This is a genomic window from Corynebacterium phoceense, assembly GCF_900092335.1.
In the GTDB taxonomy this organism is placed as follows: Bacteria; Actinomycetota; Actinomycetes; order Mycobacteriales; family Mycobacteriaceae; genus Corynebacterium; species Corynebacterium phoceense.
Window position 1 is genome coordinate 397,436 of the sequence record NZ_LT596207.1, and the last position, 26,294, is coordinate 423,729.

24 protein-coding genes and 3 pseudogenes are annotated in these 26,294 nt (G+C 63.1%); 11 read left to right on the forward strand and 16 right to left on the reverse strand.

The genetic code is table 11. From position 1 onward, the window contains the following. Nucleotides 1-19: 19 nt before the first annotated feature. Nucleotides 20-790 carry a trehalose-phosphatase gene (otsB, locus tag BN9444_RS01860; RefSeq protein ID WP_068801332.1) on the forward strand — a complete coding sequence of 257 codons (771 nt, stop codon included), beginning with the start codon at nt 20-22 and terminating at the stop codon, nt 788-790. A gap of 27 nt (nt 791-817) precedes the next feature. Here the strand turns inward: otsB and BN9444_RS01865 are convergent, their stop codons facing one another. From BN9444_RS01865 to BN9444_RS01875, 3 genes and pseudogenes are all read right to left on the reverse strand, one after another. Continuing rightward, nucleotides 818-2,743 (reverse strand): AlwI family type II restriction endonuclease, encoded by a 1,926-nt coding sequence (locus tag BN9444_RS01865; protein WP_084759219.1) that lies wholly within the window; start codon nt 2,741-2,743, stop codon nt 818-820. A 101-nt stretch (nt 2,744-2,844) separates the two neighbouring features. Next, nucleotides 2,845-4,827: a Dam family site-specific DNA-(adenine-N6)-methyltransferase gene (locus tag BN9444_RS01870; protein WP_068801334.1), complete on the reverse strand. Its 1,983-nt coding sequence runs from the start codon at nt 4,825-4,827 to the stop codon at nt 2,845-2,847. Nucleotides 4,828-4,990: 163 nt separating this feature from the next. After that, nucleotides 4,991-6,049: pseudogene (locus BN9444_RS01875) on the reverse strand (LacI family DNA-binding transcriptional regulator); the annotation flags it as partial. 96 nt (nt 6,050-6,145) lie between these two features. On the opposite strand from BN9444_RS01875, the gene BN9444_RS01880 reads away from it, so the two are divergent. From BN9444_RS01880 to BN9444_RS01895, 4 genes are read left to right on the forward strand one after another with little or no spacing between them, the layout of a single operon-like run. Continuing rightward, nucleotides 6,146-7,066, forward strand: coding sequence for a metal ABC transporter solute-binding protein, Zn/Mn family (locus BN9444_RS01880; protein ID WP_066490134.1), 921 nt, complete (start codon nt 6,146-6,148; stop codon nt 7,064-7,066). Beyond that, a complete protein-coding gene (locus BN9444_RS01885) occupies nt 7,056-7,769 on the forward strand; it encodes a metal ABC transporter ATP-binding protein (RefSeq protein WP_068801335.1) in 714 nt (237 codons plus the stop codon). Before BN9444_RS01880 ends, BN9444_RS01885 begins: the two co-directional genes overlap by 11 nt. 14 nt (nt 7,770-7,783) lie before the next feature. Beyond that, on the forward strand, nt 7,784-8,731 hold the full coding sequence (locus BN9444_RS01890; RefSeq protein ID WP_066509697.1) for a metal ABC transporter permease: 948 nt from the start codon (nt 7,784-7,786) through the stop codon (nt 8,729-8,731). Nucleotides 8,732-8,740: 9 nt separating this feature from the next. Continuing rightward, on the forward strand, nt 8,741-9,577 hold the full coding sequence (locus tag BN9444_RS01895; protein WP_068801336.1) for a CE1 family esterase: 837 nt from the start codon (nt 8,741-8,743) through the stop codon (nt 9,575-9,577). Here BN9444_RS01895 and BN9444_RS01900 read toward each other — a convergent pair. From BN9444_RS01900 to BN9444_RS01930, 7 genes and pseudogenes are all read right to left on the reverse strand, one after another. Further along, entirely contained in the window at nt 9,574-10,218 is a 645-nt protein-coding gene (locus BN9444_RS01900) for an AAA family ATPase (RefSeq protein ID WP_066490112.1), read from the reverse strand. The two genes, BN9444_RS01895 and BN9444_RS01900, sit on opposite strands and share 4 nt — an antisense overlap. Further along, nucleotides 10,215-10,949 carry an AAA family ATPase gene (locus tag BN9444_RS01905; RefSeq protein WP_066490103.1) on the reverse strand — a complete coding sequence of 245 codons (735 nt, stop codon included), beginning with the start codon at nt 10,947-10,949 and terminating at the stop codon, nt 10,215-10,217. Before BN9444_RS01905 ends, BN9444_RS01900 begins: the two co-directional genes overlap by 4 nt. An 18-nt stretch (nt 10,950-10,967) precedes the next feature. After that, nucleotides 10,968-11,918, reverse strand: coding sequence for a 23S rRNA (guanosine(2251)-2'-O)-methyltransferase RlmB (rlmB, locus tag BN9444_RS01910; protein ID WP_066490093.1), 951 nt, complete (start codon nt 11,916-11,918; stop codon nt 10,968-10,970). Nucleotides 11,919-11,955: 37 nt separating this feature from the next. Next, nucleotides 11,956-13,416, reverse strand: a complete 1,461-nt coding sequence (gene cysS, locus BN9444_RS01915) for a cysteine--tRNA ligase (protein ID WP_066490085.1) — start codon at nt 13,414-13,416, stop codon at nt 11,956-11,958. A 98-nt stretch (nt 13,417-13,514) separates the two neighbouring features. Then, nucleotides 13,515-14,003, reverse strand: coding sequence for a 2-C-methyl-D-erythritol 2,4-cyclodiphosphate synthase (gene ispF / locus BN9444_RS01920; RefSeq protein WP_068801337.1), 489 nt, complete (start codon nt 14,001-14,003; stop codon nt 13,515-13,517). Between the two features lie 14 nt (nt 14,004-14,017). After that, nucleotides 14,018-14,706: pseudogene (gene ispD, locus BN9444_RS01925) on the reverse strand (2-C-methyl-D-erythritol 4-phosphate cytidylyltransferase). A gap of 3 nt (nt 14,707-14,709) precedes the next feature. Continuing rightward, nucleotides 14,710-15,300 carry a CarD family transcriptional regulator gene (locus tag BN9444_RS01930; RefSeq protein WP_066490076.1) on the reverse strand — a complete coding sequence of 197 codons (591 nt, stop codon included), beginning with the start codon at nt 15,298-15,300 and terminating at the stop codon, nt 14,710-14,712. A 247-nt stretch (nt 15,301-15,547) separates the two neighbouring features. On the opposite strand from BN9444_RS01930, the gene BN9444_RS01935 reads away from it, so the two are divergent. Both BN9444_RS01935 and BN9444_RS13785 read left to right on the forward strand, forming a co-directional pair. Continuing rightward, nucleotides 15,548-16,141, forward strand: coding sequence for a hypothetical protein (locus tag BN9444_RS01935; protein WP_066490073.1), 594 nt, complete (start codon nt 15,548-15,550; stop codon nt 16,139-16,141). Nucleotides 16,142-16,253: 112 nt separating this feature from the next. Further along, nucleotides 16,254-16,508, forward strand: a pseudogene (locus BN9444_RS13785) (DNA repair protein RadA); the annotation flags it as partial. A gap of 83 nt (nt 16,509-16,591) precedes the next feature. On the opposite strand, the gene BN9444_RS01940 reads toward BN9444_RS13785, so the two are convergent. Further along, nucleotides 16,592-17,296, reverse strand: a complete 705-nt coding sequence (locus BN9444_RS01940) for a hypothetical protein (protein ID WP_068801338.1) — start codon at nt 17,294-17,296, stop codon at nt 16,592-16,594. 54 nt (nt 17,297-17,350) lie between these two features. Then, nucleotides 17,351-17,977: a carbonic anhydrase gene (locus BN9444_RS01945; RefSeq protein WP_066490053.1), complete on the reverse strand. Its 627-nt coding sequence runs from the start codon at nt 17,975-17,977 to the stop codon at nt 17,351-17,353. A 25-nt stretch (nt 17,978-18,002) separates the two neighbouring features. On the opposite strand from BN9444_RS01945, the gene BN9444_RS01950 reads away from it, so the two are divergent. Further along, nucleotides 18,003-18,872, forward strand: coding sequence for an HhH-GPD family protein (locus BN9444_RS01950; protein WP_068801339.1), 870 nt, complete (start codon nt 18,003-18,005; stop codon nt 18,870-18,872). On the opposite strand, the gene BN9444_RS01955 is transcribed toward BN9444_RS01950, so the two are convergent. Both BN9444_RS01955 and BN9444_RS14040 read right to left on the reverse strand, forming a co-directional pair. Then, on the reverse strand, nt 18,869-20,146 hold the full coding sequence (locus BN9444_RS01955; RefSeq protein WP_141681478.1) for a threonine/serine exporter family protein: 1,278 nt from the start codon (nt 20,144-20,146) through the stop codon (nt 18,869-18,871). The genes BN9444_RS01950 and BN9444_RS01955 overlap by 4 nt on opposite strands. A 78-nt stretch (nt 20,147-20,224) precedes the next feature. Continuing rightward, nucleotides 20,225-20,395, reverse strand: a complete 171-nt coding sequence (locus tag BN9444_RS14040; RefSeq protein ID WP_077210016.1) for a DUF4236 domain-containing protein — start codon at nt 20,393-20,395, stop codon at nt 20,225-20,227. A 39-nt stretch (nt 20,396-20,434) separates the two neighbouring features. Between BN9444_RS14040 and BN9444_RS01960 the strand changes: the two genes are divergently transcribed. The 3 genes from BN9444_RS01960 to BN9444_RS14455 are packed head-to-tail and all read left to right on the forward strand — an operon-like array spanning nt 20,435 to nt 23,235. After that, nucleotides 20,435-21,655, forward strand: coding sequence for a lipase family protein (locus BN9444_RS01960; protein ID WP_068801340.1), 1,221 nt, complete (start codon nt 20,435-20,437; stop codon nt 21,653-21,655). 48 nt (nt 21,656-21,703) lie between these two features. Further along, nucleotides 21,704-23,017, forward strand: coding sequence for a lipase family protein (locus BN9444_RS01965; protein WP_066490043.1), 1,314 nt, complete (start codon nt 21,704-21,706; stop codon nt 23,015-23,017). A gap of 59 nt (nt 23,018-23,076) precedes the next feature. Beyond that, entirely contained in the window at nt 23,077-23,235 is a 159-nt protein-coding gene (locus BN9444_RS14455) for a hypothetical protein (protein ID WP_154666885.1), read from the forward strand. A 54-nt stretch (nt 23,236-23,289) separates the two neighbouring features. Here BN9444_RS14455 and BN9444_RS01970 read toward each other — a convergent pair whose 3' ends face one another. After that, nucleotides 23,290-23,907, reverse strand: coding sequence for a hypothetical protein (locus tag BN9444_RS01970; RefSeq protein ID WP_068801341.1), 618 nt, complete (start codon nt 23,905-23,907; stop codon nt 23,290-23,292). A gap of 165 nt (nt 23,908-24,072) precedes the next feature. Continuing rightward, a partial coding sequence (locus tag BN9444_RS01975; RefSeq protein WP_233423532.1) for an ATP-dependent Clp protease ATP-binding subunit occupies nt 24,073-26,294 on the reverse strand: 2,222 nt, incomplete at its 5' end.

The window sequence follows — 26,294 nt, forward strand, 5'->3', positions numbered from 1 at the left end:
ACGCTTAAAAGGAGCATTTATGACCGACCAGCCTGCTTTCATCAACGAACTCGCACGTACCCCGCGGCTCGCGGTCGTCTCCGACTTCGACGGCACGCTCGCCGGTTTTGCCACGGACCCCTACGCGGTCCAGGCCGATCCCCGCTCGCTCGCAGCGCTCGAGCGCCTCGCCCAGCTCCCCGACACGTGGGCCGCGGTGCTCAGCGGTCGCCACCTCGAGGGGCTCGCCCGCGTATGTCCGCTCCACGATCCCGTCATCTTCGGTGGCTCCCACGGCGCGGAGACCGCAGGCCCCGCGGGCGCGACCCCCGTCACGCCCGAACAGCAGGCCTTCCTCGACGACGTCGAAGCTCAGCTTCACCCCATCCTCGCTCAGTTCCCAGGCGCCGAGATCGAGTACAAACCCTTCCAGCGCGTGCTCCATGTGCTCAAGCTGCATCTCCAGGATCCCGCAGCCGCACGCGCCGCGCTCGATGCCGCGCTTGCCCTCGACCTTCCCGGCGTCGAAGGCAAGATGGTCGTGGAATTCTCCGCCTCCTCGGCGACGAAGGGCTCGTGGATTCAGGCCCTGCGCGAGCGTCTGGGCGCCACGGCCGTCGTCTTCCTCGGCGACGACGTCACGGACGAGACCGGCTTCGCCGCGCTCACCCAGTTGCCTGCTGGCCCGGACCTGGGCGTCAAGGTAGGCGCGGGCGAGACCACCGCCGTCCACCGCGTGCCCGGCGTCGACGCCGTGGCGGACTTCCTCACGGACCTCGCCGCTGCCCGTGCCAACGTCGTTGGTCGCTAGTCTGAGAATGGATGCCCCTCGAGTCTCTTAATCTGAGGCTTTAGGAAGTGCTTGGAAAGCGCGTCTCCTCCAGTCTGTTCGCAGATCGTCGATTGACAATTCTGCAGTCGAATATGCGTAGTCGATAACGTTCGAAAAATTGGATTCGGCGTCCATCAAGCTCAGCCATTCATTCGTGTTAAACGCAACAACAACTGGACTATAAGTTTGTCCGGTTTCGCCAACTTCGAGCGTAGGGCGCAAAGGCATCAATCGAGCGAAGGACAAAACAGTCTCGACATTGACATCAATCTCGTTCGCGATGAAGAACGTAGATACTTTCCTGCCGTCTCCGAATTCTGCTTCAAAATTCGTCGCATGCCTGAGAACCGGTTCGAGTTCATTTCGACGCTGGTTCGAGGGGTTCATCAAAGTAACTTCTACGAGGACCGCTGCCTCGGGCAATACTATTTCAATATCGCCCCGGAATCCCGGTGCCGGAGAAAGTGGCATGAAGTCAGCGTCTAGCGACATATTTAGGCTCTTTGAAAAATCAAATTTGGTCGGTGACGCGTAATAAATGCTCAAGCCGACAAGGTATTCAAACGCCGTCGGGACTGTTGGTTTGCTCGCAAATGCCCTCTGGATTCGTGTTTCTAGTGCAGGTGTCCCATAGCTCTGTGAGATATCTGAAAGCAATGCGTTGACAGTCGAAGGGGGCAATACTTCATTGATGACACGTTCAAACTCCGCTTGTCGCTGTTGGCGCAACCATTCATCAACTTCAGTAGGCTCAATGCCCCACTTCTCCTCAAGCTGGGTGAAGGCTTTTCGGACCGTTTCAACGCCGTACAAGTCAACGAAAGTGGGAAAGGAATTGGACGAAATTACATTCGCCTGGCTAACAACCCGAAAGTCTTGGATAAGGCTCAACGACTCGAGGACAAATGAATTCCGCACTCGCACTTGCCGCCCCTCGAACGAGAAAAGGCCTGTAGCTGCCACGAGGCGGCGATTCAAGTCAAAATACTCTTTAGCCAGTGCCAATGACTTGCCGTTCCGGAAGACGCTTAAAATAGCCTGCCGGAAAACTTCGTCATCGTCAGACGCAAATCCCGGGAACGTGATCTCCGAAACAAACTTGTCGAGGTCTACCTTGTCTGGCTTCCCAAAACGTGGAAAATACTCCTTGATCAAAAATCCGTCGCGAACTGTTTTATTTGCTTTCGTTCGGTACAGCTCCTGGTAGCTTTCAAAGCTCGGCTCCGCTCTAAAGCTCATCAACGCGCTAACGAATTCGATGTATTTCTTCTGGTACGTCTTACCTTTGCCATGCGGAAACACGGAGCCCGAGACGACTCCTGAGCCAACGAAAACTTGTTCTTCCTCCGACAGTGCACTTTGAGCATCTTCTTCCCCGGAATCCCGCAAGCTGCCCACAAAGACTTCGTCATCAAACGCGGTCATGGCTGAATCCACCATGAATATACGGACAAATTGCTCATACGATAGTTCCCCATCAAATGAGGCCAAGGCAAAGAGCAAAGCCCTCAATGGGTAATACAGGGTGCCATCATCCAGCTTGAACCCATGATTAAGCAAGCCGCGGAAAAGCACTGCATTTCCGGGTTTGAGAGTCGCCAGTTCTTCAAACTGATCGAGATCAAGATCATCTGCAACCAGTGCCGACCCCAACGGCGTCAAGTGACGCTCAATATCAAGGAGCCCGGCCTTCACCAAAGCATTTGTATACGTACGAGCCCGCTGCGCACGTTTTTTAACAGCGGGGCGTTCCACTTCGTGGAACACAGCTGTATTTTCAATGAGCGCATCATAAAACCAAGCCTGCAGAACATTATTGGCGCTCCACGTCTCATGCCCCCTCTGCTCGCTCACCACACGACAAATTTCAGAATAGGCCTCAATAACACCTGCGCGACGCAGCGAGGTATCCCCTAAACAAATTGGTTCCATACTGGAATGGTACCTTCCGCACCGACAGAAATATCCCACTATTAAAAGCAACTAATTCTCGGAATCGGAAGTCATCCGCTGCCGCCGACACGGGTGGTGAGCTAATAGTTCGTAACCAACACTTCAAGCGTTGGCGAATCCTTGTTCTTACGTTGGTAGTTGGAGTTCGAGTAGCCATAGTTCAAATGGTGCAACGAATATTCGCGCTCTCGCATCCATTGCGCTAGCACTACGTTGACGGCTCCCTTGGATTCAAGGACGTTGGACAAGGCAAAACGACGCCCGCTGTCATGGACCTTATCCAAGAAGTGCAGGAGCTCGGATTCCCTTTGCTCGTTCCAAGCCCCGCGTTCGTTGTATGTTGCCTGCGTAATCAAGTACGGAGGATCACAGTAAAACAAGGCGTCGAGGTCATAGCGGCTGATGTCTAACTTGGTGAAATCCTTAGCCAAAAATTCATGCTCGACACTTGCAAGCCGTTCGTAAAACAACGACAGTTTCCTACGCATCTTGGAATTGAAGTCACGCTTCCCGACGGGCAGATTAAAGTCCCCTTTACTGTTGAAACGTAGTTGGTTGTTAAATCCAAAGATCACCAAGACATACAAATAAAGAGCGCGTCGCGTCAGGTCGACTTCATTGTTATAAGCGCTGCGAAGACGTACATAAGGTTCTTTATTGAGGGAAGCCAAGCCGCTAGAGCTGTGAACGCCGTAGTACTCGTAGGAATTATGGAAACTATCAGTGAGTCCGAATTCTGCGACCACCTGGTCAACGTCATGCTCAACTTCCGCTGGAGGGGTCGATGTCAGATACTTCATCAAATCAACCAGCGGTTCATTTACATCATTAAAGAATACTTTCTTCGCCTGCACATTGGCCCCGACGGTGCAGCCTCCAGCAAACACATCCACAAACTCTCTAACAGGAGGCAGTAGAGGCTGTAGCTGCGGCATCAGCTTTCCCTTTCCTCCGATATAGTTGATAGGGCTTTTCACGATTGACTTCTGAGAGTCAGTTTGAGCAGCAACTTTACAGACAAACAATCGCTCGGTATTTCCCGTAAGTCGACTCTTTCCTGTACTGAAGGATTTGTACGCTGTTTCAAAAACTGAGACTTTTCCCTTTGTTGCCAGGATGGCGAGAATTTCCGAATCAGAGATTTTGGCATTCGATCGCCCGTTTCCTTTGTCAGCCATATTGTTGTAAGACAATACGATGTATCGAGCGTTGGCCTTGTTCACCAAGTCTCGCAGGGCTTCTGGCGCGCTTCTAGTGTTGTAATCACTCTTAATAGAGGTGCGGTCCATTTTCCGCGCAACACCAAAAACCTCGGGCTTTTGCCATCGAGCAATATTTTCTAGCAGATGGTAAGCGTCTGAGTACTGGCGTGAGTTATAAGGAGGATCCAAGTACAGTACGTCGCAGGCGAGCGAGCTGACGAGAGCATTCGCATCCTGATTAAAAATCTTGTTTCGGTGATCTAGTTGAATGTCTGGAATCAGGACCGGAAGAACTAGTTCTCTGCTTAACTCAACATTTCTGCGATACGCGTCGTAATGCCCCACCGTGTTGGCGATACGATCCATTCCATAGATGAGACTCGTGAGCAAAATGGCGGCTTCGCGCTTCGTCACAAGCTTGTCAACCCAAACTTGGTGAATAGCCTCCCGTATTTCTCCAATGGCAGAACAAACATCAGCGGAAAAATACGTGTCCGCGAAATTCTCCCGCACATAGTTGTTCTCCGAGCTTTCTACATCGTTAAATAATCTGATCGATTCCACGATCAACCCCGGCCGATAGTCTCCGTCAAAAAACCAAGCAATATGCGACACATAGTTCGAGAAGAGCAAGTCGTTCGTCGTAACTTGTATATCTCTGAAAGCGTGTGCAACCGACCCCGTCCCCGCGAAAATATCCACGAGATGGCGAACATCATCGCACTCACGGTGAATCGTTTCTCGGATAAACTGCGTAAGCGAGTGCTTGTTTCCGAGGTATCGGCGATTATTAATCCCCGCCACTCTCACACCATCATTCTTTAGGTCGCGGCGAAACTGCTCAATATCCGCCTGAACCATGTCTCTCGTCGAAACATAGTGGCCATGCCGCACTACTTCGAAAAATTGGCGAATGGCGCTGTTCCGTGTTGACTCTTCTTGCCTTGGCATCTGTGTTCTCAGTTCGTTTTCGTGAAAAATAGCATCCTAGATGCAATTTGCCACAGCGACAAGACGTGNGCTCGAAGGTCGTGGGCAGCAGGCGGCGCGGGCTCTCCTCGGGCGCTTCGGCCTCGCCGCGCGCGATAAGCGAGGAGAGCATGTGGCCCGCGGCCGCGCCTTTCGCCTTATTCGGCTGCACGACGGTCGACAGGCCGCGCAGGCGGGCGGTCTGAATGCCGTCGAAGCCGGTGACAGAGAGCTCGCCTGGGACGTCGATGCCGCGCTCACGCGCCACTGTGAGTACCCCTAGCGCCATGGAGTCCGTGGTGCACAGGACGGCGGTGAGCTCGGGGTGGGCATCGAGAAGCTCAGTAGCTGCCGCGTGCGTAGTCTGCGCATTGTTGAGGTGGCGCGTCAGCACCGGAACGTCCGTAATGCCAGCCTCGTGGAAGACCTGCAGCGCGCCCGTCACGCGCGAGCGCTGCACGTGCATGTCAGCCTCGGCCAGGCGCTCCGGCGAAACGAAACCGTCCACCGGTTCGCGGAAGAGACGGATAGCGAGGATGCCGATCTGCGTGTGGCCAGCCTCCACGAGCGCACGCGCCGCTGGCTGAATGGCCGCAACGTCATCAATGCCCACGAAGGGCAGCCCGGCGTCTGTGGGCTGGTCGCAGACCACCACGGGCAGGCCGCGGCCGCGCACGGCCTCGAGGTACGGGTCGTCTGCGGCGACGGAGTAGACGACGAAGCCGTCGACGGCGGCGCGAGCGACGAGCGAGGGGCCATCGGCAGGCAAGCTGGTGCCGGGGCCGGCGGGGATGAGGGTCAGCGTCGTATCCGCGCCGGCAGAAGCCTCGGCCATGCCCGCCAGGAAGTCGACGGAGGCCTGGTCCTCGAAGGCGTAGGAGAGATGCTCGGTGAGCAGGACACCCACGGAACCAGCGTGGCGGGTGCGCAGGCTGCGCGCCGTGGGATCGGGCCCCGGGTAGCCCCGCGCGGCCGCCGCGGCGAGGATGCGCTGACGCGTAGCTGCGGAGAGCTGATCCGGGCGATTATAGGCGTTCGAGACGGTGGTGGGAGATACCCCCAACTCGGCGGCGAGCGACGCCAGCGTTTTGCGTTGTGGGGTGCGTTTTACCATAAGTGCTACCCTACCCCACCCACCCGCGTCGACCTCCCCTGATTTTCAATTGGTTATCAATTGACATTGAGTTGCAACAACGGAAAACTGGAGCGCATGCTGTACTCGCGTTCCCTGACTCTTGTGTCCGTCGCGGCACTGGCTCTCACGGCCACCGCCTGCTCCTCTGGCTCCTCTGACTCGTCGGCCTCTGGCGACGAGACCATTAAGATTGTCGCCTCCACGCCGATCTGGGCTGACGTCGCCAACGTCGTCGCCGAATCCACGGACGCGGACGTCGAGGTCTCCTCTGTGATTACGGACCCGAGCGTGGATCCGCACCACTTCGAGCCCACTGCAGCCAATATCGCGCAGGCCAACGAGGCAGACATGGTCGTCGTCGGTGGCGGCGGCTACGACGCATGGCTCTACGAGACGGTCAAGGAGCAGGACAAGGTTGTCACCGCCCTGCCGCTTATTGAGCACGGAACGCTCGACGAGCACATGAATGACGAGGGCCTTAAGGTCACGATCATCGACGGTAACGAGCACATCTGGTACGACGTCGAGGCCATCAACGTCGTCGCCGAGGAGATCGCGGACGCCATCAACGCCAAGGACCCAGAGGCGGGCGCCTCGGCCGACGGCCTCGAGGAGAAGACGAAGGGCTTTGCCGACCGCATCGCCGCGCTGCCCGCCAAGAAGTACGCGCAGACCGAGCCGATTGCGGACTACCTCCTCGCGCCGTCGGACTCCTGGACTGACAACACGCCGGAGAAGTACCGCGCCGCCACCCTCGACGAGGGCGAGCCGGCCGCAGCTGACCTCGCGCGCTTCCTCGGCGTCATCAAAAACGGCGACATCGACGTCCTCATCTACAACCCGCAGACCGAGACGGATATGACCACGCGCATCCACGATGCTGCGGAGGCCGCCGGCATCCCGGTCGTCGAAATCGGCGAGACCCCGGTGGACGGCGAGAACTTCTTCGATTACTACGAGTCCGTTGTCTCCGCGCTGGAGTCCAATGCCAAGTAAGTCGCTCGTCTCCTTCTGCGACGCCGCGGTCGATCCGCTGTGGTCGAACATGTCCTTCGCCATCGAGCCCGGCGAGTTCATCGCGGTGCTCGGCCCCAACGGCGTGGGCAAGTCCACGCTGCTCGGCACCATCTTGCGCACGCGCCAGCTCACCGACGGCCGCGTAGACGTCAATTGCCGCGTGGGCTATATCCCTCAGCAGCGCATGTTCCCGCCTGAGCTGCCGATGCGCGCCCGCGACCTCGTCTCCCTCTCCCTCGCCCATGGCGTGGTGAAGAACCGCCGCGCCGCGCGCGCTCGAGTGGACGAGCTCCTCACCGAGGTCGGCGCGACCGGCATCGCGGACCGCCGCGTAGGCCTGCTCTCCGGCGGCCAGCAACAGCTCATCCGCCAGGCTCAGGCCCTCGCTGCCGACCCGCAGCTTCTGCTCGCGGACGAGCCGCTGCTCTCGCTTGACCCGGCGCGCCAGCAGGCCACCGTGGACAAGCTCGATTTCTGGCGCCGCGAGCGCGACCTGTCCATCGTCTTCGTCACCCACGGCATCAACCCGGTGCTCGGCGTCGTCGACCGCGTGCTCTACATTGCGCCACATGGCCACATCATGGGCACCGTCAACGAGGTCATGCGCAGCGACGTGCTCTCTGAGCTCTATGGTTCGCGTGTCAACGTCATCGAAATCGATGGCCGCATGATCGTCGCGTAGAAGGGGAATCATCCATGCAGAAATATATTGAGGACACCCAGTACCTCCTGAGCATCGACTTCGTGCAGCAGTCGCTTATCGCCTGCGCCCTGCTCGGCATCCTCTCGGGCGTGATGACCTCGCTCATCGTATTGCGTCAGATGTCGTTTTCCGTGCACGCCACCTCGGAGCTCGCCCTTATGGGCGCCTCGGCCGCGCTCCTCTTCGGCCTCAACATCGGCTTCGGCGCGGTCGCCGGCGCCATCGTCGCTGCCATCGTGCTCGCCGTCCTCGGCTTCAAGGGCCAGCAGGACTCCGCCATCGGCGTCGTCATGAGCTTCGGCCTCGGTCTCTCCGTGCTCTTCTTGCACCTCTACCCCGGCAACTCGAACTCCGCGATGTCGCTGCTAACCGGCCAGATCGTCGGCGTCTCGAGCGCCTCCGTCTGGCTGCTCGCCGCGACCATGGTCATCATCGTCGGCGCTGTCGCACTGTTCTGGCGCCCCATGCTCTTCGCCTCCGCGGACCCCATCATGGCGCAGGCCGCCGGCGTGCCCGTGCGCGCACTGTCCGTCGTCTTCGCCATCCTCGTCGGCCTCGCTGCCGCACAGTCCGTGCAGATCGTCGGCTCCCTGCTCGTCATGGCGCTGCTCATCACCCCGGGCGCCGCCGCCGTGCACATCACGTCCTCGCCGGTGCGCGCCATTATGTGGTCCACCATCTTCGCTGAGGTCTCCGCCGTGGGCGGCCTAGTCCTCTCCCTGGCTCCCGGCCTGCCCGTCTCGGTCTTCGTCACGAGCATCTCTTTTGTTATTTACCTGGTCTGCCGCGGTATCGGCGCGGCCCGCAGCCGCAAGGCCGTCCGCGACGACGTCGCCGCCCGCCGTGCCTCCCAGAAACACTTCGGCGCCGCCACCGATCGCGCCGACGCCGAGGCACACCACACCTCGACGCACGACGAGAGCTGCACGCACCAGGACTAGGCTAGATGCGTGACTTTGGAACGCCGTAGCCTCGAATTACAAGACCGCACCCGCAAGTACCTCGTGTACCGCCCCGACACCGTCGCGGCGAAGCCCGATATCCTCATGTTCTTCCACGGCTCCCTGCAATCCGCGAATGTCATCCGTCGCTTTACCAACGGCACGTTCGATGACCTTGCCACCCGCCACGGCATGCTTGCGGTCTACCCCACCGGCGTGGAACAGCACTTTAACGATGCCCGCGCCACCCTGCCCGTCGCCGCGCGCGAGCTGGGCATCGATGACGTCGCCTTCACGCGCGCCATCCTCGACGAGCTGCGCGCGGAGCAGGAGATTGGCCGCGTGTTCCTCTGCGGCTTCTCCAACGGCGGGCAGATGGTTATCCGCTTGCTCTTCGACGCGCCCGGGCTTGCCGATGCCGCCTGCGTCTTCGCCTCCACTCTCGGCGCCGGCACCAACCATGCGCCCACCAATCCGGACTCGGCGTACCAGCCCACCCCGGTCATGTTCGTCCACGGCACGGGCGACCGGCTCGCGCCCTATAAGGGCGGAACGGCGGGCATTGACCCGAAGCGCACCCGCGGTGCCGTCTCCGGCGCGCAGGAGAATGCCGCACGCTTCGCGGAGCTCAACCATGCCGCCGGCCCGGCGCGCACCCAGCTTTTCCCCGACACCGTTGTCGACCACTGGAAGCCAGCAGATAGCGACGGCGCACCGGTCGAGCTCGTGAGCGTCGAGGGCATGGGCCACGTCATCCCGTCGGGCAACGAGCTGGACCCACGCCTGGGTAAAAACACGGATTCCTTCATCGCTGCCGAGCTCGTGGAGGACTTCTTCGGCCTTTAAACCCGCCGCATCACTTCGGCGAGGGACTGAAACGCCAGCGTCTGTGTCACGTCGCGCATCTCTAAGAAGAACCCATCTTCTGTAATTTCAACAATCCGCGCACCGGGGATGGCTGCCACGATCGGCGAGTGCGTCACCACGATGAACTGCGCACCCGCCTCCGCGGCACGATGGATTTCCGCCATGAGCGTCATCTGCCGCACGAGCGAAAGCCCCGACTCCGGCTCGTCGAGGATATAGAGCCCGCGCCCATCAAAGGAACGCTGCACGACGTCCATGACGGATTCGCCGTGCGACATCGCGGTCGAACCGACGTTGTAGTGCGTCTCCGCGCGCAGGAAGTAGCCGTCCTTCGCCGCGTTACCCAAGCGCAGGCTCGCCCACCCCCGGAGGGGATTGATGGGACCGGCGGAGCGCTGCACACCCCATATCCCGCCGCGCTCAGGAAAGCCGTACTCGAAGGCAATGCCCTCGGCGAGCGTCGACTTGCCCACCCCGTTGTCCCCGGTCAGCACGGTCACCGGCGCACGCAGGTCCAGTCCCTGGCGTCGCAGCGCCACGAAACCAGGAACGGAGGACACCCACTCAGGTCCGTGGCCGCCGTCCACCGCGGCATAGGCGTCGACATAGAAGTCCCTCATTCGCCCTCCCCAATTAGAAACGCGGCGGTCCCCAATGGATCGGCGAGGAACTCGCGCGCGGCGTGAACAGCCTCCGTCGCTTCGGGAGCGACGGGCGCAATCCCATTGTCGCCGAACGCGTAGACGGTCGCGCCTTGCATGCTGAGGAAGACTGGTGAGTGCGTCGCGAGGATGACCTGTGCGCCTTGGGCGGTGAGGCGCTCGAGCTGCGTGGCAACCTCGACCTGCCGGGGATAGGACAAGCCGTCTTCCGGCTCGTCGAGAATGATCATTCCGTCAGAATGGAAGCGTCTCTCGACGAGGGCGAGCAGACCCTGGCCGTGGCTGAGAAACGGCAGGTCCCTGAGCGGATCGGGATTCTCCGGGCTATGGATCTGGTGGTGATACTCGCTCAAGTTGAGGAAGGTCTCGCCGCGCAAGAAGTACACGTCGCGCGGGTTGTGCGCCCGCGAGCAGATGAGCCACTCGGGATAGTCCTCGTCGCCGGTGGCAAAACGGGCGTGGCGCGAACCGCCCTCGGGATTGACACCAAGCCCCACGGCGATGGCCTCTAGCAGCGTGGATTTTCCGGCGCCGTTATCCCCCACGACGACGGTAACGGGCGTAGGAAAACGCAAGGCGCCGCCGGGCAGCGCTGCGATGAGCGCGCCCAGGCGGCGCATGTGTTCCGGCACATCGGGCAGTCCCTCCCCGATAAGCTCCGGGGCGGGACGCACGCTCGTGAGAAACATGGCGGCGAAAGCGTGAGCCTATTTCTGGGCCACGCGGCGCTGGCGGGCGAACTCGGACAGCACCGCGCCGGCCGCGACGGAGGCGTTGAGCGACTCGACCCACGGGGTCATGGGGATGGACATGACCTCGTCGCAGTTCTCGCGCACGAGACGGGAAATGCCCTTGCCCTCGGAGCCGATGACGATGACGACGGGATCCGTGCCGCCGTCGTAGGTGTCGAGCGTGTGCTCGCCGCCGGCGTCGAGGCCCACGACCTGGTAGCCGTGCTTCTGGAAGTACTGCACCGTGCGCGTGAGGTTCGTCGCACGCGCCACGGGCAGGCGCGCTGCGGTGCCCGCGGAGGTACGCCATGCCACGGCAGTGACGGAAGCGGAGCGGCGCTCCGGGATGATGACGCCGTGGCCGCCGAAGGCCGCGACGGAACGAATGACCGCGCCGAGGTTACGCGGGTCCGTGATGTTGTCGAGGATGACGAACATGCCCGGCTCGGGCTTGGCCGCCACGTCAGCGACGAGGTCCTCAACCTGCGCGTATTTGAACGGCGGAATCTGCAGGCCAATGCCCTGGTGCATGCCGTTGCCTGTCATGTTGTCCATCTCGTGGCGCTGGACCTCGAGCACCGGCAGGTTGCGGGAGTTCGCGATGGCAACGGCCTCGGAGAGGCGTTCGTCCATGCGGGTGCCCTGCACAATGTAGAGGGAGGTCGCCGGGACCTTCGCGTGGAGGCATTCCACGACAGGGTTGCGGCCCACGACCATCTCTGCGGTCTCCTTGACGTGGCGCCCGGAGTTGCGACGTTCGCGAATCTGCTTCGCCTTGTACTTGGCGTGGTAGACGCGGTCCTCCGCCTTCGGGGTCGGGCCCTTGCCCTCCAAACCCTTCTTGCGCTGTCCGCCGGTGCCCTTGAGCGCACCCTTCTTATTCGACTTGCGTGCGCCTGCGCCGCCACGGCCGTGAGTTCGTGCCATAAAAATCTATCCTTCTAGAGCGTGTGCAACGTGTAATTTAAGCCAGCGACCAGGTGGGGCCGTCGGGAGTATCGGTAATGGTAATGCCCGCTGCTGCGAGTCGGTCGCGCACGGCATCCGCCGTGGCCCAGTCCTTCTCGGCACGTGCGGTGGTACGTGCCTCGAGCTCGGCGGCGACGAGGACCTCGAGTGCCTGCTCGGCCGCACCCGAATCCGCAGCGGAGCCAGACGCCCACTCGATCGGGTCGAAGCCCAGCACCGCAGCCATAGCGCGCACAGACTGTGCGAGATCCAGCGCGCGGGCTTCGTCCCCCTCGGCGAGCGCCTTGTTGCCAGCGCGCACCGTGGTGTGAATTTCTGCCAGGGCGCGTGGAACGGCGATATCGTCATTCATCGCGTCCTCGAAGCCCTGCGTCCACTCACCCACCTCGACGGTGTCGAAGCGCGCGAGGAAGTCCTCGATGCGCCGGTAGCCCGCGGCAGCCTCGGTGAGCGCGGCCTCGGAGTACTCGAGCACGGAACGGTAATGCGCCGAGCCCAGGTAGTAGCGCAGCTCGACTGGGCGGACGAGCTCCAGCATGGTGGGCACGGAGAGCACGTTGCCCAGGGACTTGGACATCTTCTCTCCGGCCATGGTGACCCAGTGATTGTGCATCCAGTAATGCGCGAAGCCGTCGCCCGCCGCGTGGGACTGGGCAATCTCGTTCTCGTGGTGCGGGAACTGCAGGTCCAGGCCGCCGCAGTGAATGTCGAACTCGGAACCCAGGTAGTACGTGGACATCGCCGAGCACTCCAGGTGCCAGCCCGGGCGACCCTTGCCCCACGGCGTGGGCCACGAGGGCTCGCCGGGCTTCGCGCCCTTCCACAGGGCGAAGTCTTGGGCGCCGCGCTTGCCACGGTCGAGGGCGTCCACGCCCTCCCCTTGGTCCATTTCCTCGACCTTGTTGCCGGACAGGGATCCGTAGTCAGAACCCTCGGCCGCGACCCAAGCATTGACGTCGAAGTAGACGGAACCTGCTCCTTCGGCTTCACCGTCGGTCTTGCCGACGGCATAGGCGAAGCCGCGGTCCATGAGGCGCTGCATGTAGTCGACCATCTGGGTGACGAAGCCGGTCGCGCGCGGCTCGACGGAGGGCGGAAGAACACCGAGCGTGTTGTACGCCTTGGTGAACTCGCGCTCATACGTGGAGACCCACTCCCACCAGGGGCGGCCGTTGTCCGTGGCCTTGGTGAGAATCTTGTCATCGATGTCGGTGACGTTGCGGACGAAGGCAACGTCGAAGCCCTGAGCAATGAGCCAACGACGCAGGATATCGAAGGCGACGCCGGAACGCAGGTGACCGATGTGCGGTTGGGCCTGCGGGGTCGCGCCACACAGATAGATAGACACGTGACCGGGCCGGATGGGCTCGAACGGGCGCTGCGTACGCGCCGCCGTGTCATAGATGTGAAGCTGCGTGGTCGGGGTCTGCTTATCGTTGGAAGTCACGCAGCCCATTCTAGGGGACGCTGGGCTTTTCTTTGCTACCCACCGACATCGGTGGAGGGCACGGCTGCCTGCGCAGCACGAGTTTAGGCGCTGGCTAATGCGGTGGCTTATGCGGTGGCCTTCCACACGACAGCGGTCGCGACGGCGGCGCGGCCTTCCGAGCGACCGGTGAAACCGAGGTGATCGGTCGTCGTCGCGGAGATGGACACCGGGGCGCCGAGGATCTCGGTGAGCACGCGCTCGGCTTCCTCGCGGCGCGGGCCCATCTTCGGGGTCTGGCCTACGAGCTGTGCTGCGGCGTTGCCGATAGTAAAGCCGTTCTCCTCAAGCAACGCGCGGCATTCTTTGAGCAGCTGCGCTCCGGAGACGCCGGCGTATTCCTTGCGACCAACGCCGACGAAGGAGCCGAGGTCACCCAACTGCGACGCGGAAAGCAGTGCGTCGACGACGGCGTGGGAGACAACATCGCCGTCCGAGTGTCCCTCGCAGCCGTCCGCGCCCTCGAAGAGGAGGCCCGCGATCCAGCAGGGCTTGCCTTCTTCGATCTGGTGGGCATCCGTGGCGATGCCCACGCGCGGGATAATCGGCTGTTTCATGATGGTCTCCTTATTTATTTCTCGTCGCGCGCCGCAGGCTGCGCGGCGAGGACGGCGCGGGCGAGGGTGAGGTCGAGCGGGGTCGTTATCTTAAACGCCATCGCGTCGCCGGGGACGGTCACGACGGTGACGCCGAACCATTCCATGAGGCTTGCGTCATCCGTCGCGATGAAGTCCTGGCTGCTTGCGAAGTAGGCCTCGTTGGCGCGGATGAGCGTCGCGAGGTCGAAGCCCTGTGGGGTCTGGACGGCGCGGAGGCGGGAACGGTCTGGGGTCGCGAGAACGGTGTCGCCGTCGACTTCTTTGATCGTGTCGGCGACGGGCAGCACCGGGATGACGGCGGACGCACCGGCCGCGACGCGGTCGACGATGCGCGCAACCATGTCCGGCGGGGTGAGCGCGCGGGCGGCATCGTGGACGAGNGGCCGGCCCAGACGGAGTCGGCGCGCTCGCCGCCGCCGTGGACGAGGCGCACGGGGGCATCGGCAAGCTGGGCGTCTGCAAGGACCCGCGCAGCGGTGTCCTGCATGTCGGGGCTCACGAGAACGATGACCTCATCAACGCGGCCGGAGTCGAGCAGCAGACGCACGGAACGCGCGAGCAGCGGGACGCCGTCGAGTTCGACGTAGGCCTTAGGGATCGGCGCGCCGAGGCGCGTGCCTTGGCCGGCCGCAGCCACGAGCGCAATGACGCGGCGCGACATTATTTACTCTTCGTCGTCAGAATCGTCGAAGTTGAGGTCTGCGAGGTCCTCATCATCACCGCCAGTGACGACGGTGGTGTCCTCAACGAGGCCTGCTGCGCGGTGGCGCTCGATGGTGGCCTGGATTTCCTCTTCGAGGGCATCAGCCTTCTTCTCATCGACCGGGGTGGCAAGGGCCAGCTCACCCACGAGAATCTGGCGGGCCTTGGCGAGCATGCGCTTCTCACCGGCGGACAGGCCGCGGTCCTGGTCGCGGCGCCACAGGTCACGAACGACCTCGGCCACCTTGTTGATATCCGAGGAGGCGAGGCGCTCCTGGTTGGCCTTGAAGCGGCGGGACCAGTTGCCAGCCTCTTCGACGTCGGTTTCGCGCAAGACGGAGAAGACCTTCTCCAGGCCTTCCTTACCCACGACGTCACGGACGCCAACATGCTCGGCATTCTTGGAAGGAACGCGCACGACGAGATCCGAGTGCTTGATCTGAAGCACGAGGAACTCCAAGGTCTCCCCGCCCATCTCACGCTGTTCGATGGCAGTAATCTCTGCAGCACCGTGGTGCGGGTAAACGACGACCTCGCCGACCTTGAACTCCATGTTTGTCCAGTCACTCCTCGTTCGGGTTCGTTGGCGCGCATCGCACGACGCGACACACGCATATATGGTGAGAAATTTTACCACGGTGGATGAGGGCAAGGTTTGCACCCCGGGTTTACCCCCGGATACCCCCATGTTACGCATGTGGCGTAGCCCCCAACGGGCCCAAAACTGTGTACTTCCCGCCGCTAACGACTAGGCTAAGTCGTTGATAAACGCCTGATCTCTTAATTGGAGGACGCTCGAAGTGAAGTCCCTGAAGTCTGCCGCACGTCGCGGTGCCATCATCTCTGTTGCTGCTATGTCCGCGCTTTCTCTGGCAGCCTGCTCCGCGGGCCAGATCACCCAGACCTCGCAGAAGGTCATCGCAGTGGATGGCACCAACGCCAAGACCGAAGACGGCGCCGTGGCCGTGCGTGACGTCACCATCCAGCTGGAGCCGAACGACGGCACCGCATCGCTCAAGTTCAGCGTCATCAACGACGGCTACGCCGACGGCAAGGTCACCCTCCAGTCCATCGACGTCGACGGCCAGTCCGTCAACGTCTCCTCCGCACAGCCCATCGGCCGCGGCCAGTCCATCATCGGTGATTCCAAGGCCAACCTCGACGCCGTCCCGCAGGACGAGACCTCTAATTCCGTGCAGTACATCACCACGGATCTCACCAACGAGGACTACGCCTTCGGCGGCACCCGCCCGGTCACCTTCACCTTCAACAACGGTGAGCTCACCGTGGACGCTCCGGTGTCCGCCTCCCCGCTGACCTCCGGCCAGTACAACCGTGACTCCTCCTCCACCGAGGGCTACACCACGGAGACCGCTAAGGCTGAGCACCACTAATTCTCTCCGTGTGCGCCCCTGCCGCACACGCCTTCGAGCCATTCCCCCGCCCGCGCTGCTGGTCAGCGCCGGCGGGGGTTTCGTGTTGAGGGGCTGGTTTAGAGTAGGCAGCATGGCTAAGAAAGTTCGTCCCATCCACACCTGCTCCGAGTGTGGATACGTCTCGCCCAAGTGGCTGGGGCGCTGCCCCGAGTGTGGTTCGTGGGGCACACTGCAGGAATCCATGCCCGCCGCGCCCGCGTCGGGTGGCGGCCTGGGCGGCGGGGCCGCGGCGCAGGCGGCCGTAAGCGGCCAGCTGGCCAAGGGGCTTACTCCCACGAGTCNGTCGCGACGTTGGGGCAGGCCATCGCACTCGTCGACGCGTAGCGGGGAGAAAAATGCGCACGCCCCGCGCGGCGCGTGTGTGCTGGCGGGGGCGGAAAGCGAGAGCGACTCGGGGTAAGCGCTTGGCTAGTTCAGATTGAACGTGTAGCCCTCGGAGTAGTTATCGCCAATGATGCCGTGGGCGAAGTAGTGGCCAGCCTCGGCGACGGGGCGGTCGGAGCATTGCCCAGGCTCGGAACCCTTGCGCGACCACGTGGCCTGGAATTGCTGGGTGGCACCGGCCTTGAAGGTCGTGCGACCGGTCTGGACGGAGGGGTAGCAATCCGTGTCCGCCCACACGCGGGCGTTCGTGCCCATCTTGTAGACCTCGAAGCGGAGCTTGTTCTGGTCCAAGTCGATATCGCAGTCCACGGCGGTGGGGTTTTCGACGTCCATGACGAAGACAGGCAAGGCGCCGTCCTTGTAAGACGCCTCCACGGTTTTCACGCCCACCTTGAGATCATCCACGGTGCAGGAATTCTTCGGGGCTTCGGACGCTGCGGCGGAGTCGGACGGCGCGGCTGCAGAGGACTCAGCGGACGGGGCGCCGTCGGAAGCGGGAGCCTCCGCGGCGGAGGACGTGGGAGCCGCCGACGGTGCGGAGGAGGGGGCATCGGCAGGCTGGGCCAGCGAGGAGGTTGCGGCGGCCTGTTGCGACGCATCATCCTTACCGCCTCGGCCCACGGTCCAGGCGATGATGAGCGCGGCGACCACCACGAGGATAAGAATCAGCGCGGCCGCACGGCGGCGCTGATAAATCACGGGAGGCAGTGGCTTACGCGGAGTCGACATGCCCTTATTTTAGGGCGTGACCGGCGCGACCTGCGCCACTGCGGGCCCGCGTGTCTACTGCACGCCGTGCAGGACGAGGGGTTCGACCGTGCCGTCATCAAGGAGGTAGCGAATGCCAGCAATGCCGAGCTCCCCCGCTTCAACCTTATCGGCGAGATGCGGAATGCGCGCCATGAGCTGCTTGACGGTCTCCACAGTGTTACGACGCTCGAAGTCGTCCGTGGTGTCCTTGCCCTCGGCCTGGGAGGCGATGGCGGCGAGCGCAACCCTTTCCACGATGGTGCGTTGGAAGCCAGCCGGAATGGTGGAGTCGTCCTTGAGGAAGCCCGAGGTCGCCTTCACAGCACCGCAGGACTGGTGCCCCATGACGACAAGGAGGTCGCAATCGAGGTCATCGACGGCAAACTGCACGGAGGCGAGCACGGAGTTGTCCACGATATGGCCAGCATTGCGAATGATAAACGCGTCGCCAAAGCCCATGTCGAAGACAAGTTCCGCGGGGACGCGAGAGTCGCCGCAAGAAAAAATTGCAACGCGCGGGGCCTGGCCGGTGCGCAGGGCGTCGCGGCGAGCAATATCGGAGTGAGGATGTTCCGCCTGGTCAGAGGCGTAACGTTGGTTTCCAGCCAGCAGGGCGTCCCAGACGTCCTGAGGGGTCTTGAGCTCAATGTTTTTAGCCACGGTACATAAGTTTAAACTATCCCTGATGAACTTCGAAGCACTTCTTGCATGGTTTGACGTCAACGAGCGGGATCTCCCCTGGCGCCGACCGGGTACCACTGCCTGGGGCGTGCTGCTCAGCGAAGTGATGAGCCAGCAAACTCCCGTCGCGCGCGTCGCCCCCATCTGGAAGGACTGGATGGTGCGCTGGCCCATGCACGTGGACTTCGCGGCAGCCTCCCGCGCGGACGTCCTCAAGGCGTGGGGCACGTTAGGCTATCCCCGGCGCGCGCTGCGGCTCTGGGAGTGCGCGCAGGCTCTCGGCTCGTCACCCGTCCCCTCTGATGTCGATGCTTTATTGGAATTGCCTGGCATCGGGGATTACACCGCCCGAGCCGTGGCGTGTTTCCACTACGGGCTCAACGTGCCCGTCGTCGATACGAATGTGCGGCGCGTCTATGCGCGCGCTATCACAGGGACCTTCCTGCCACCCACGCCGCGCAAGCGGGAGCTTGCCGATGTTGCCTCGCTCCTCGAGGCCGCACCCGCTGGGCGCGGGCCGCGCGTCTCTGCCGCGCTCATGGAGCTAGGCGCCCTGGTGTGCACGGCGAAGAATCCCTCCTGCGAGGCGTGCCCGCTCAAAGCCGAGTGCGCGTGGCAGCTCGCCGGGTGCCCGGAGCCCTCGGAGGAGGAGACCGCCAAGGCGAAGAAGCGCGTCCAGAGGTTCACGGGCACGGACCGCCAAGCGCGCGGGCGGCTCATGGCGGTACTCCGCGGGGCGACCGAGCCTGTCTCACAGGCGGCGCTCGACGCCGTGTGGGAGGACGCCCCGCAGCGCTCCCGCGCGTTGGCCTCGTTGCTCGCGGACGGACTCGCGGAGCAGGATCCGGACGGGCGGTTCCGGTTGCCTTCCTAGAAGTCTGGGTTCCCCGCGCCCGGGCGGTGGTGCGAGAAGTCGATGAGGTGGCCCAACGCCCAATCCTTATCCGTGAGCAGACGGGCGAGGATGAGCCCGGCGCCAATGGAAATGACCACCATGGCCGCCGTCGCGGCGAAGGTGAGCGCCTGCGTCATATCGCCAGCGTTGAGCTGGTAGACGGAACGGAACATCGCGGTGCCGGGAATCATGATGACGGAGGCCGGGACCGTCGTCGTAATGCGGGGCAGATGCACCTGCTTTGAGGCGACGGCGCCGAGTAGGCCCACGATGAGCCCGCCCACGAACGCCGCAAAGTAGGCCGTGGTGCCGGCTTCCACAAGCAGCAGGCGCACGAGGTTGGCCACGGTGCCCACGCACGCGGCGACGAGCACCATGCGCCGCGAGGAATTAAAGAGGAAGGCGAACCCCGCGATGCCGCAAAAACTCGCCGCGGCCGCGAGCAGGAACCATCCCTGCGTGAAGTCCGCCTGCGCCGGCTCCGGCTTGAGATCCGTCAACCAGCTCACCATCGTCACCGTAAACGTCGCCGCAAGGATGACTGTGAGCGCATACGTCAAGCGCGCGAGCCCCGCATCAAAGTCGAAGCGGCCTAAATCAATGAGCGCGGAGAAGAGCGGAAAACCCGGGATGAGGAAGAGCACCGCAGCAACATAGCCGGAGGAGAACCCCGCGGGGTCCGCGAGCCCCGCCGCGGCGAGGGATTCCGTGGTGGCAAAGAAGACGAGCGAGGACACGAGCCCCGCCGCGACGATGCCGCCCAGCTGGTGGACGTGTTGCTTGGCTAGGGTGTGGCGCGTGAGCTGCCCGCAGAAAGCAGCCAGGGCCACGAGCGCGATGGCCACCCAGGAGAAGTAGTTGAGCACCGCAAAGGCAGCGCACGCCACGGCCGCAGCAGTCGAGAGAATCCACACGTTCCAGCGCTTCGTCACGCCATGCTCAATCGCATCAAGCTTCGCCGTGAGTTCTTCCGCCGTGGTCCCCCATGGCACCCCGTGGTGCGTGAGGTCCTCAAGCGCCTCGATGCGCGAGGCGTCCACCGCCGGCGAATGTTGCTGCGCAATGATGGTTCGGAAATGCTCACCGCGGTGGAACGTGCACACAATCTGCGTCACGCCTACGGACAGGTCGAGCCGGTCAAAACCCATCGCGCGCGCCGCGCGCTTCATTCCACGCATGACGCGGTAGCCGGATGTGCCCGCGCCCATGAGCAGCATGCCCAAGCGCAGCACGACGTCGGCCTCGACGCCCATCTGCCGATATTCTGCTTGCGACATGCCCATAGGCCGTCGCTCCCTTCGCCCATCTTTTCTCGACTAAAACCGCGTGCTTTAGCGCCAGCGACCGCGGAAGTTGAGTCCGCCGGGCAGGTTGACCCACATGCCACCACGCGAGTTGAGGGTCACGGGACCGATTTTCGTGGACATCGAAGCACCCGAGCCGGAGATATTGATCCAGCTATTCTTGCCCGTCTTCTTGCGCTTGCGGAAGTAAATACCCATGCAGCAAAGTCTAGCGTCCCGCCCCAATCCGGGTAATCTATGTTCGTGAAAATCCGCTTTCTTCTCTCCTCGCTTGCCCTTGTCGCAAGCCTTGTCCTTCCACCCGCCACGGCTGTCGCCGCGCCTGCCGGTGCTCCCTCTCCCGGCACCGTCACTGCCAGCGCGCCCTTCCAGCACCTGCTGCCCGCCAACTCCTCCGCCCGCGTGCTCACGTACTCCACGACGCGCGAAGATGGCTCCCCCGTCGCGGCTACCGCGACGCTTTACGAGCCCACTGCCGCCTGGACGCACGGCGGCCCGCGTCCCACCATCGTCTTCGCCCCAGGCACCCGCGGTCAGGGCGACCAGTGCGCGCCCTCGCGATCCTTCCTTGGCGTGTCCTCCGCGTGGCCCGGCTCGGTGAATTTTAACTACGAGTACCAGTTCCACCAGGCTGCCGCCGCGGCCGGCATGCGCGTCATCGTGCCGGACTACATCGGGCTCGGCACCCCGGGAGCGCACACCTACGTCAATAACATCGAGGAAGCCCACGCCGTCATCGACGCCGGCCGCGCTGCGCTCCAGGCCTCCGGCGCGCCTGCCGATGCCCCCATCGCCTTCGCCGGCTACTCCCAGGGCGGCGGCGCGGCGGCCGCAGCTGCCGAATTCGCCGAGTCGTATGGCCCCGACCTCAACGTCCGCGGCACCTACGCCGGTGCCCCGCCGGCTGACCTTGAACGCGTCATGCATGCCGTCAACGGCTCCGCCATCGCGCACGTGCTGGGCTACGCCATCAACGGCTTCGCGGAGCGCGACCCGCAATTCCGCGACGCCATCCTCGCCAACTTCAACGACCGCGGCAAGGCCTTCCTGCGCGACGCCGCTACCTCGTGCATCGGCGAATCCGTTGCGACATGGGGCTTTACCCGCACCCAGACGCTCACGGCCCACGGCGAATCCCTGGAGGAACTCTCCCTCAAAGAGCCCATTATCGGCGAGACGCTGCGCCACCAGAAGCTCGGCCAGCACACCCCCAACGCGCCCATCTACATCGCGAACTCCCCCACGGATGATCTCATCCCCTACGGTCAGGCCCGCGCGCTCGCTGGCGCCTACTGCCAGGCCGGCGCGACGGTGAACTTCGTGGCGGAACCCGGCACGGCACTCACCCCCGGCGCGGCCCTCGGCCACGCGGTGCCTCTCATGGCCTCCGTACCGAAGGGCTTGGTTTACCTCTTCGACCTGTTCACGCATAAGCCCGCCCCGAACAACTGCGCATAGACCCAGGTCACACCGCCCATGCCGGCGCCACGCGGTAGTATTTTCACCGTGAAACTTCTCTCCCTCTCTCCCCTGCGTGCGGGCCGTATTCTCGCCGCTTCGTCCCTCGCCGCCCTGACCGCGGCGGCGCTGTGCACTGCCCCTCTCGCCACCGCGGCCCCCGCGTCGGCCTCATCCCTGTCGAGCGTCGGATCCAGCTCCGGTTCCAGCTCCGGTTCCAGCACCGATTCCAGCTCAGCCGGCGAGGACTACGACTTCTACATGACGCCGCCCTCGGCCGTGGGCTACGCCCCGGCGGGCACGCTCCTGCGAGAGAGCACCGTGGGCGTGGGCCGCAGCCGCATTCTCTACTCCTCCACGCTGGAGGATGGCACGCCCACGTACGTCTCCGGAGCGGTCCTGGAGCCCACCGGCACCTGGCACGGTGAAGGGCCCGCCCCCACCGTCGTCATGGCACCGGGCACCCGCGGCCTCGCGGATCACTGTGCACCCACCAAGGGCCCGGGCTTCCGGGGCCAGATCGCCCCGCTCATGTCGTCCATGGGCATTAACTATGAGCTGCCCTATTACGCAAAGTTCCGCGCACGCGGCATGCGTCTCGTGCTCACTGACTACATCGGTCTGGGCACGCCCGGCGTCCACACGTATGCCAACCGTGTCGAGCAGGCCCACGCGGTGCTCGACGCCGCCCGCGCCGTCGTCGGTGACTCGGGCCGCCCCGTCGCTCTCTTCGGGTACTCCCAGGGCGGCGGTGCCGCTGCCGCCGGCGCTGAGCTCGCGGAAGCATACGCCCCAGAGCTCAACCTGCGCGCCACCTATGCGGGCGCTCCCCCGGCTGACCTCATCGCCATGCTCGGCGGTTCGCCGAACTTAGGCCCGAACCTCGCTTACGCCATCGCGGGATTCTCTGCGCGCGACGAAGGCTTTGCCACCGCTGTCAACGGCTACCTCAACTCCAAGGGCCGGTACTGGCTCGCGGAAAACTCCCGCTCGTGCATCATCGACTCCATGCTGCGCTGGGGTGCTACTCCGCTGTCATCGCTCACGGATACCGGCATGTCCATGGCCGAGTTCATCGCCTCGGACGAGCGTGTTTCCTCCGTCCTCGCCCAGCAGAAGCTGGGCACCGTAGCCCCCACGGGCCGCGTCCTCGTGGGCAGCGCTCCCAACGATGACATCGTCAATCATGACCAGGCCATGCAGCTGGCCTCGGACTGGCAGAAGCTCGGCGCGGCGGTGGAGACCACCGAGGTTGCTGGCTCGCCGTTCTCGTCCCGCGTCTCCGGCGGCCACGCCGCAGGCCTCATCGCGCAGTTCGATCCCGCCCTCGACTGGTTGGAGCAGGCTCTGTTGGCGGGCTAGACTCGGTCTCCTTACATGCGGCGAGCCGCGCCGTGTGCCGGAACAAGGAGCTTTCACGCATGCCGAAATTCAGCAATATCAAGACCCAAGATCTTCTCTCCCTCATCATGGCGCTGGCTACGCTCGTGAGCGCCATCATCGGCATCACCGCCAGCAACAACGATGATTCCTCGAGTGGCTCGCTGAGCTCCGAGTCCGCCGCCACCTCGTCGAAGTAACCCCGGAGTAACCCGCGCACTCAGTACACGCCGCGCGGGCTCATCTCCCCTGCACTAGCCCTGCGCGCGCCAGCTCTCCGTAAATTCTCCGCCCGCCACACGGGCACCGCCCTGGCGCACGCCGAAGCCGCTGTCGCTCACCGTGATGAGTGAGTCGTCCGTGGGAACATAGAACGTTGGGCCTTCCAGATAGGCCGTGTTTGTCAGCGATCCGCCAAACAGCGCGCTGTGATAGATGTACTCGCCGCCAGATGCACACACGACCGCCGCGCCATCGGGGCCACGCCCGGCAAAAGCAAGCGTCTCGCCAGCACCGCAGACGGCAGTAGTCCCCGACCATCCGCTCTGCGTAAGTCCCTCCGGCATGCCTGTCTCAGCAGACGCTTCCACCGTTGAGGTCGGCACCACCGACGTCGCGGATGGCGCCGAGGACTCGCTCTCGGGTTCGTCAGTCGGCACCGCCGCCTCCTCGCCCTGCCCCGACGCGGTCTGCGTGACCACAACGGTCGAGCGCTCCGCATTACTGTTCTTTCCGCCACCCCACACGGTCCACGCTACGAACCCCACTGCGGTGAGCACAATACCCGCCAATAGGACAACCCCAGCGATCAGCGGCCAGCCGGACTCACTCGAGCGGGCGGTTGCAGATCCTGTCTTCTTCGACGAAACCATAGTTTTCCTTTCGGTGAGCGAGGATTACACGGGGCTATAAGAGCAACCGAGTTCAGCCTAGAAGACTGCAGCATATCTGGAATAGACCTCCGCAGGCATACAAAGAACCCGCATGCAATGACTGCATGCGGGTTGTGTTGCTCTACACCTCGAGCGGGCTAGGGCTTAGAGCGCCTGGCCTGCACCGGCGGTCGGCGGGTTGTTGCCGTCGTCGTTCGAGTCGTCGTCGAACGGCAGCTCCGGCTCGGAGGACGTGGACGGCACGTCGGCGGTGACGACCTCTTCGGTCTCACGCACCTCGGCGTCGGCCTCCTCGTCGGTGAAGGTGCCAGCCGGCAACGGCTTCGGGCTCGGCGAGAAGGTAAACGTCGCGTTCGTGTTGTCCTTGGACTCGCCGTCCCAGTTCTCCACGTCGACCGTCACGAGGTCACCGGCACCAATCTCGCCGAAGAGGATCTTCTCGGAGAGCTGATCCTCGATCTCGCGCTGGATGGTGCGGCGCAGCGGACGAGCGCCGAGAACCGGGTCGAAGCCACGCTTGGCCAGGAGGTCCTTGGCCTTCTGCGTGAGCTCGATGCCCATGTCGCGCTCGGTGAGCTGCTTCTCCACGCGGGCGATGAGCAGCTCGACCATCTGCACAATCTGCTCCTGCGTGAGCTGGTGGAAGACCACAATCTCATCGATACGGTTGAGGAACTCGGGGCGGAAGTGCTTCTTCAGCTCGTCGTGAACCTTGTTCTTCATGCGCTCGTATTGGCCGTCGGCATCCTGCGACGCGGAGCCGGAGAAGCCCAGGCCCACGGCCTTGGAGATGTCCTGCGTACCCAGGTTCGAGGTGAAGATAAGAACGGTGTTCTTGAAGTCGACCACGCGGCCCTGGCCGTCGGTAAGGCGGCCGTCTTCGAGGACCTGCAGGAGGGTGTTGTAGATCTCCTTGTGGGCCTTCTCAATCTCGTCGAAGAGGACGACGGAGAACGGCTTGCGGCGCACCTTCTCGGTGAGCTGGCCGCCCTCCTCGTAGCCGACGTATCCCGGAGGAGCACCGAAGAGACGCGACGCGGTGAAGCGGTCGTGGAACTCGCCCATGTCGATCTGGATGAGGTCATCATCCGAACCGAACAGGAAGTTCGCCAGGGCCTTGGACAGCTCCGTCTTACCAACACCGGACGGGCCGGCGAAGATGAAGGAACCGGAAGGACGACGCGGGTCCTTGAGGCCTGCGCGCGTACGGCGGATAGCGCGGGAGACGGCCTTGACGGCTTCGTCCTGGCCAATGATGCGCTTGTGGAGCTCCTCTTCCATGTTGAGCAGGCGAGAGGATTCCTTCTCCGTGAGCTTGAGAACCGGGATGCCGGTCCAGTGAGCCAGAACCTCTGCAATCTGGTCCTCGCCGACCTCGGCGATGTCCTCGAGCTCACCCGAGCGCCACTGCTTCTCCTTCTCTGCGCGCTCTTCGCCGAGCTTGCGCTCCTTGTCGCGCAGGCCAGCAGCCTTCTCGAAGTCCTGTGCGTCGATGGCCGCTTCCTTTTCCTTGCGGACCTCAGCGATACGGTCATCGACCTCACGCAGGCCTTCCGGAGCGGTCATGCGCTTAATGCGCATACGGGCGCCCGCCTCGTCGAGGAGGTCGACGGCCTTATCCGGCAGGAACCGGTCATTAATGTAGCGGTCAGACAGGTGAGCAGCAGCCTTGAGAGCCTCGTCCGTGTAGGAAACACGGTGGTGTGCCTCGTACTTGTCGCGCAGGCCCTTAAGGATAAGAACGGTGTCCTCAAGCGAAGGCTCGTCGACCTTCACCGGCTGGAAACGACGTTCCAGGGCGGCGTCCTTCTCAATGTGCTTGCGGTACTCATCGAGCGTGGTCGCACCGATGGTCTGCAGCTCGCCACGGGCCAGCTTCGGTTTAAGCAGCGAGGCCGCGTCAATAGCGCCTTCTGCAGCGCCCGCGCCGACGAGAGTGTGGATCTCGTCGATGAACAGGATGATGTCGCCGCGCTGATTAATCTCCTTGAGGACCTTCTTCAGGCGTTCCTCAAAGTCACCACGGTAACGGGAACCAGCAACGAGGGAGCCCAAGTCGAGCGAGTAGAGCTGCTTGTCCTTGAGGGTCTCCGGAACCTTGCCGTTGACGATATCGAGAGCCAGGCCCTCGACGACGGCGGTCTTACCAACGCCCGGCTCACCAATGAGCACCGGGTTGTTCTTGGTACGACGCGAGAGCACCTGCATAATGCGCTCGATTTCCTTGTCGCGGCCCACGACCGGGTCGAGCTTGCCTTCCTTGGCAGCCTGGGTCAGGTTGCGACCGAACTGGTCAAGCACGAGCGAGTTGGAACGGTCGCCACCGTTGCCGCCGCCGGTGCGGCCGCCCGGGGCAGCGCCGGCGC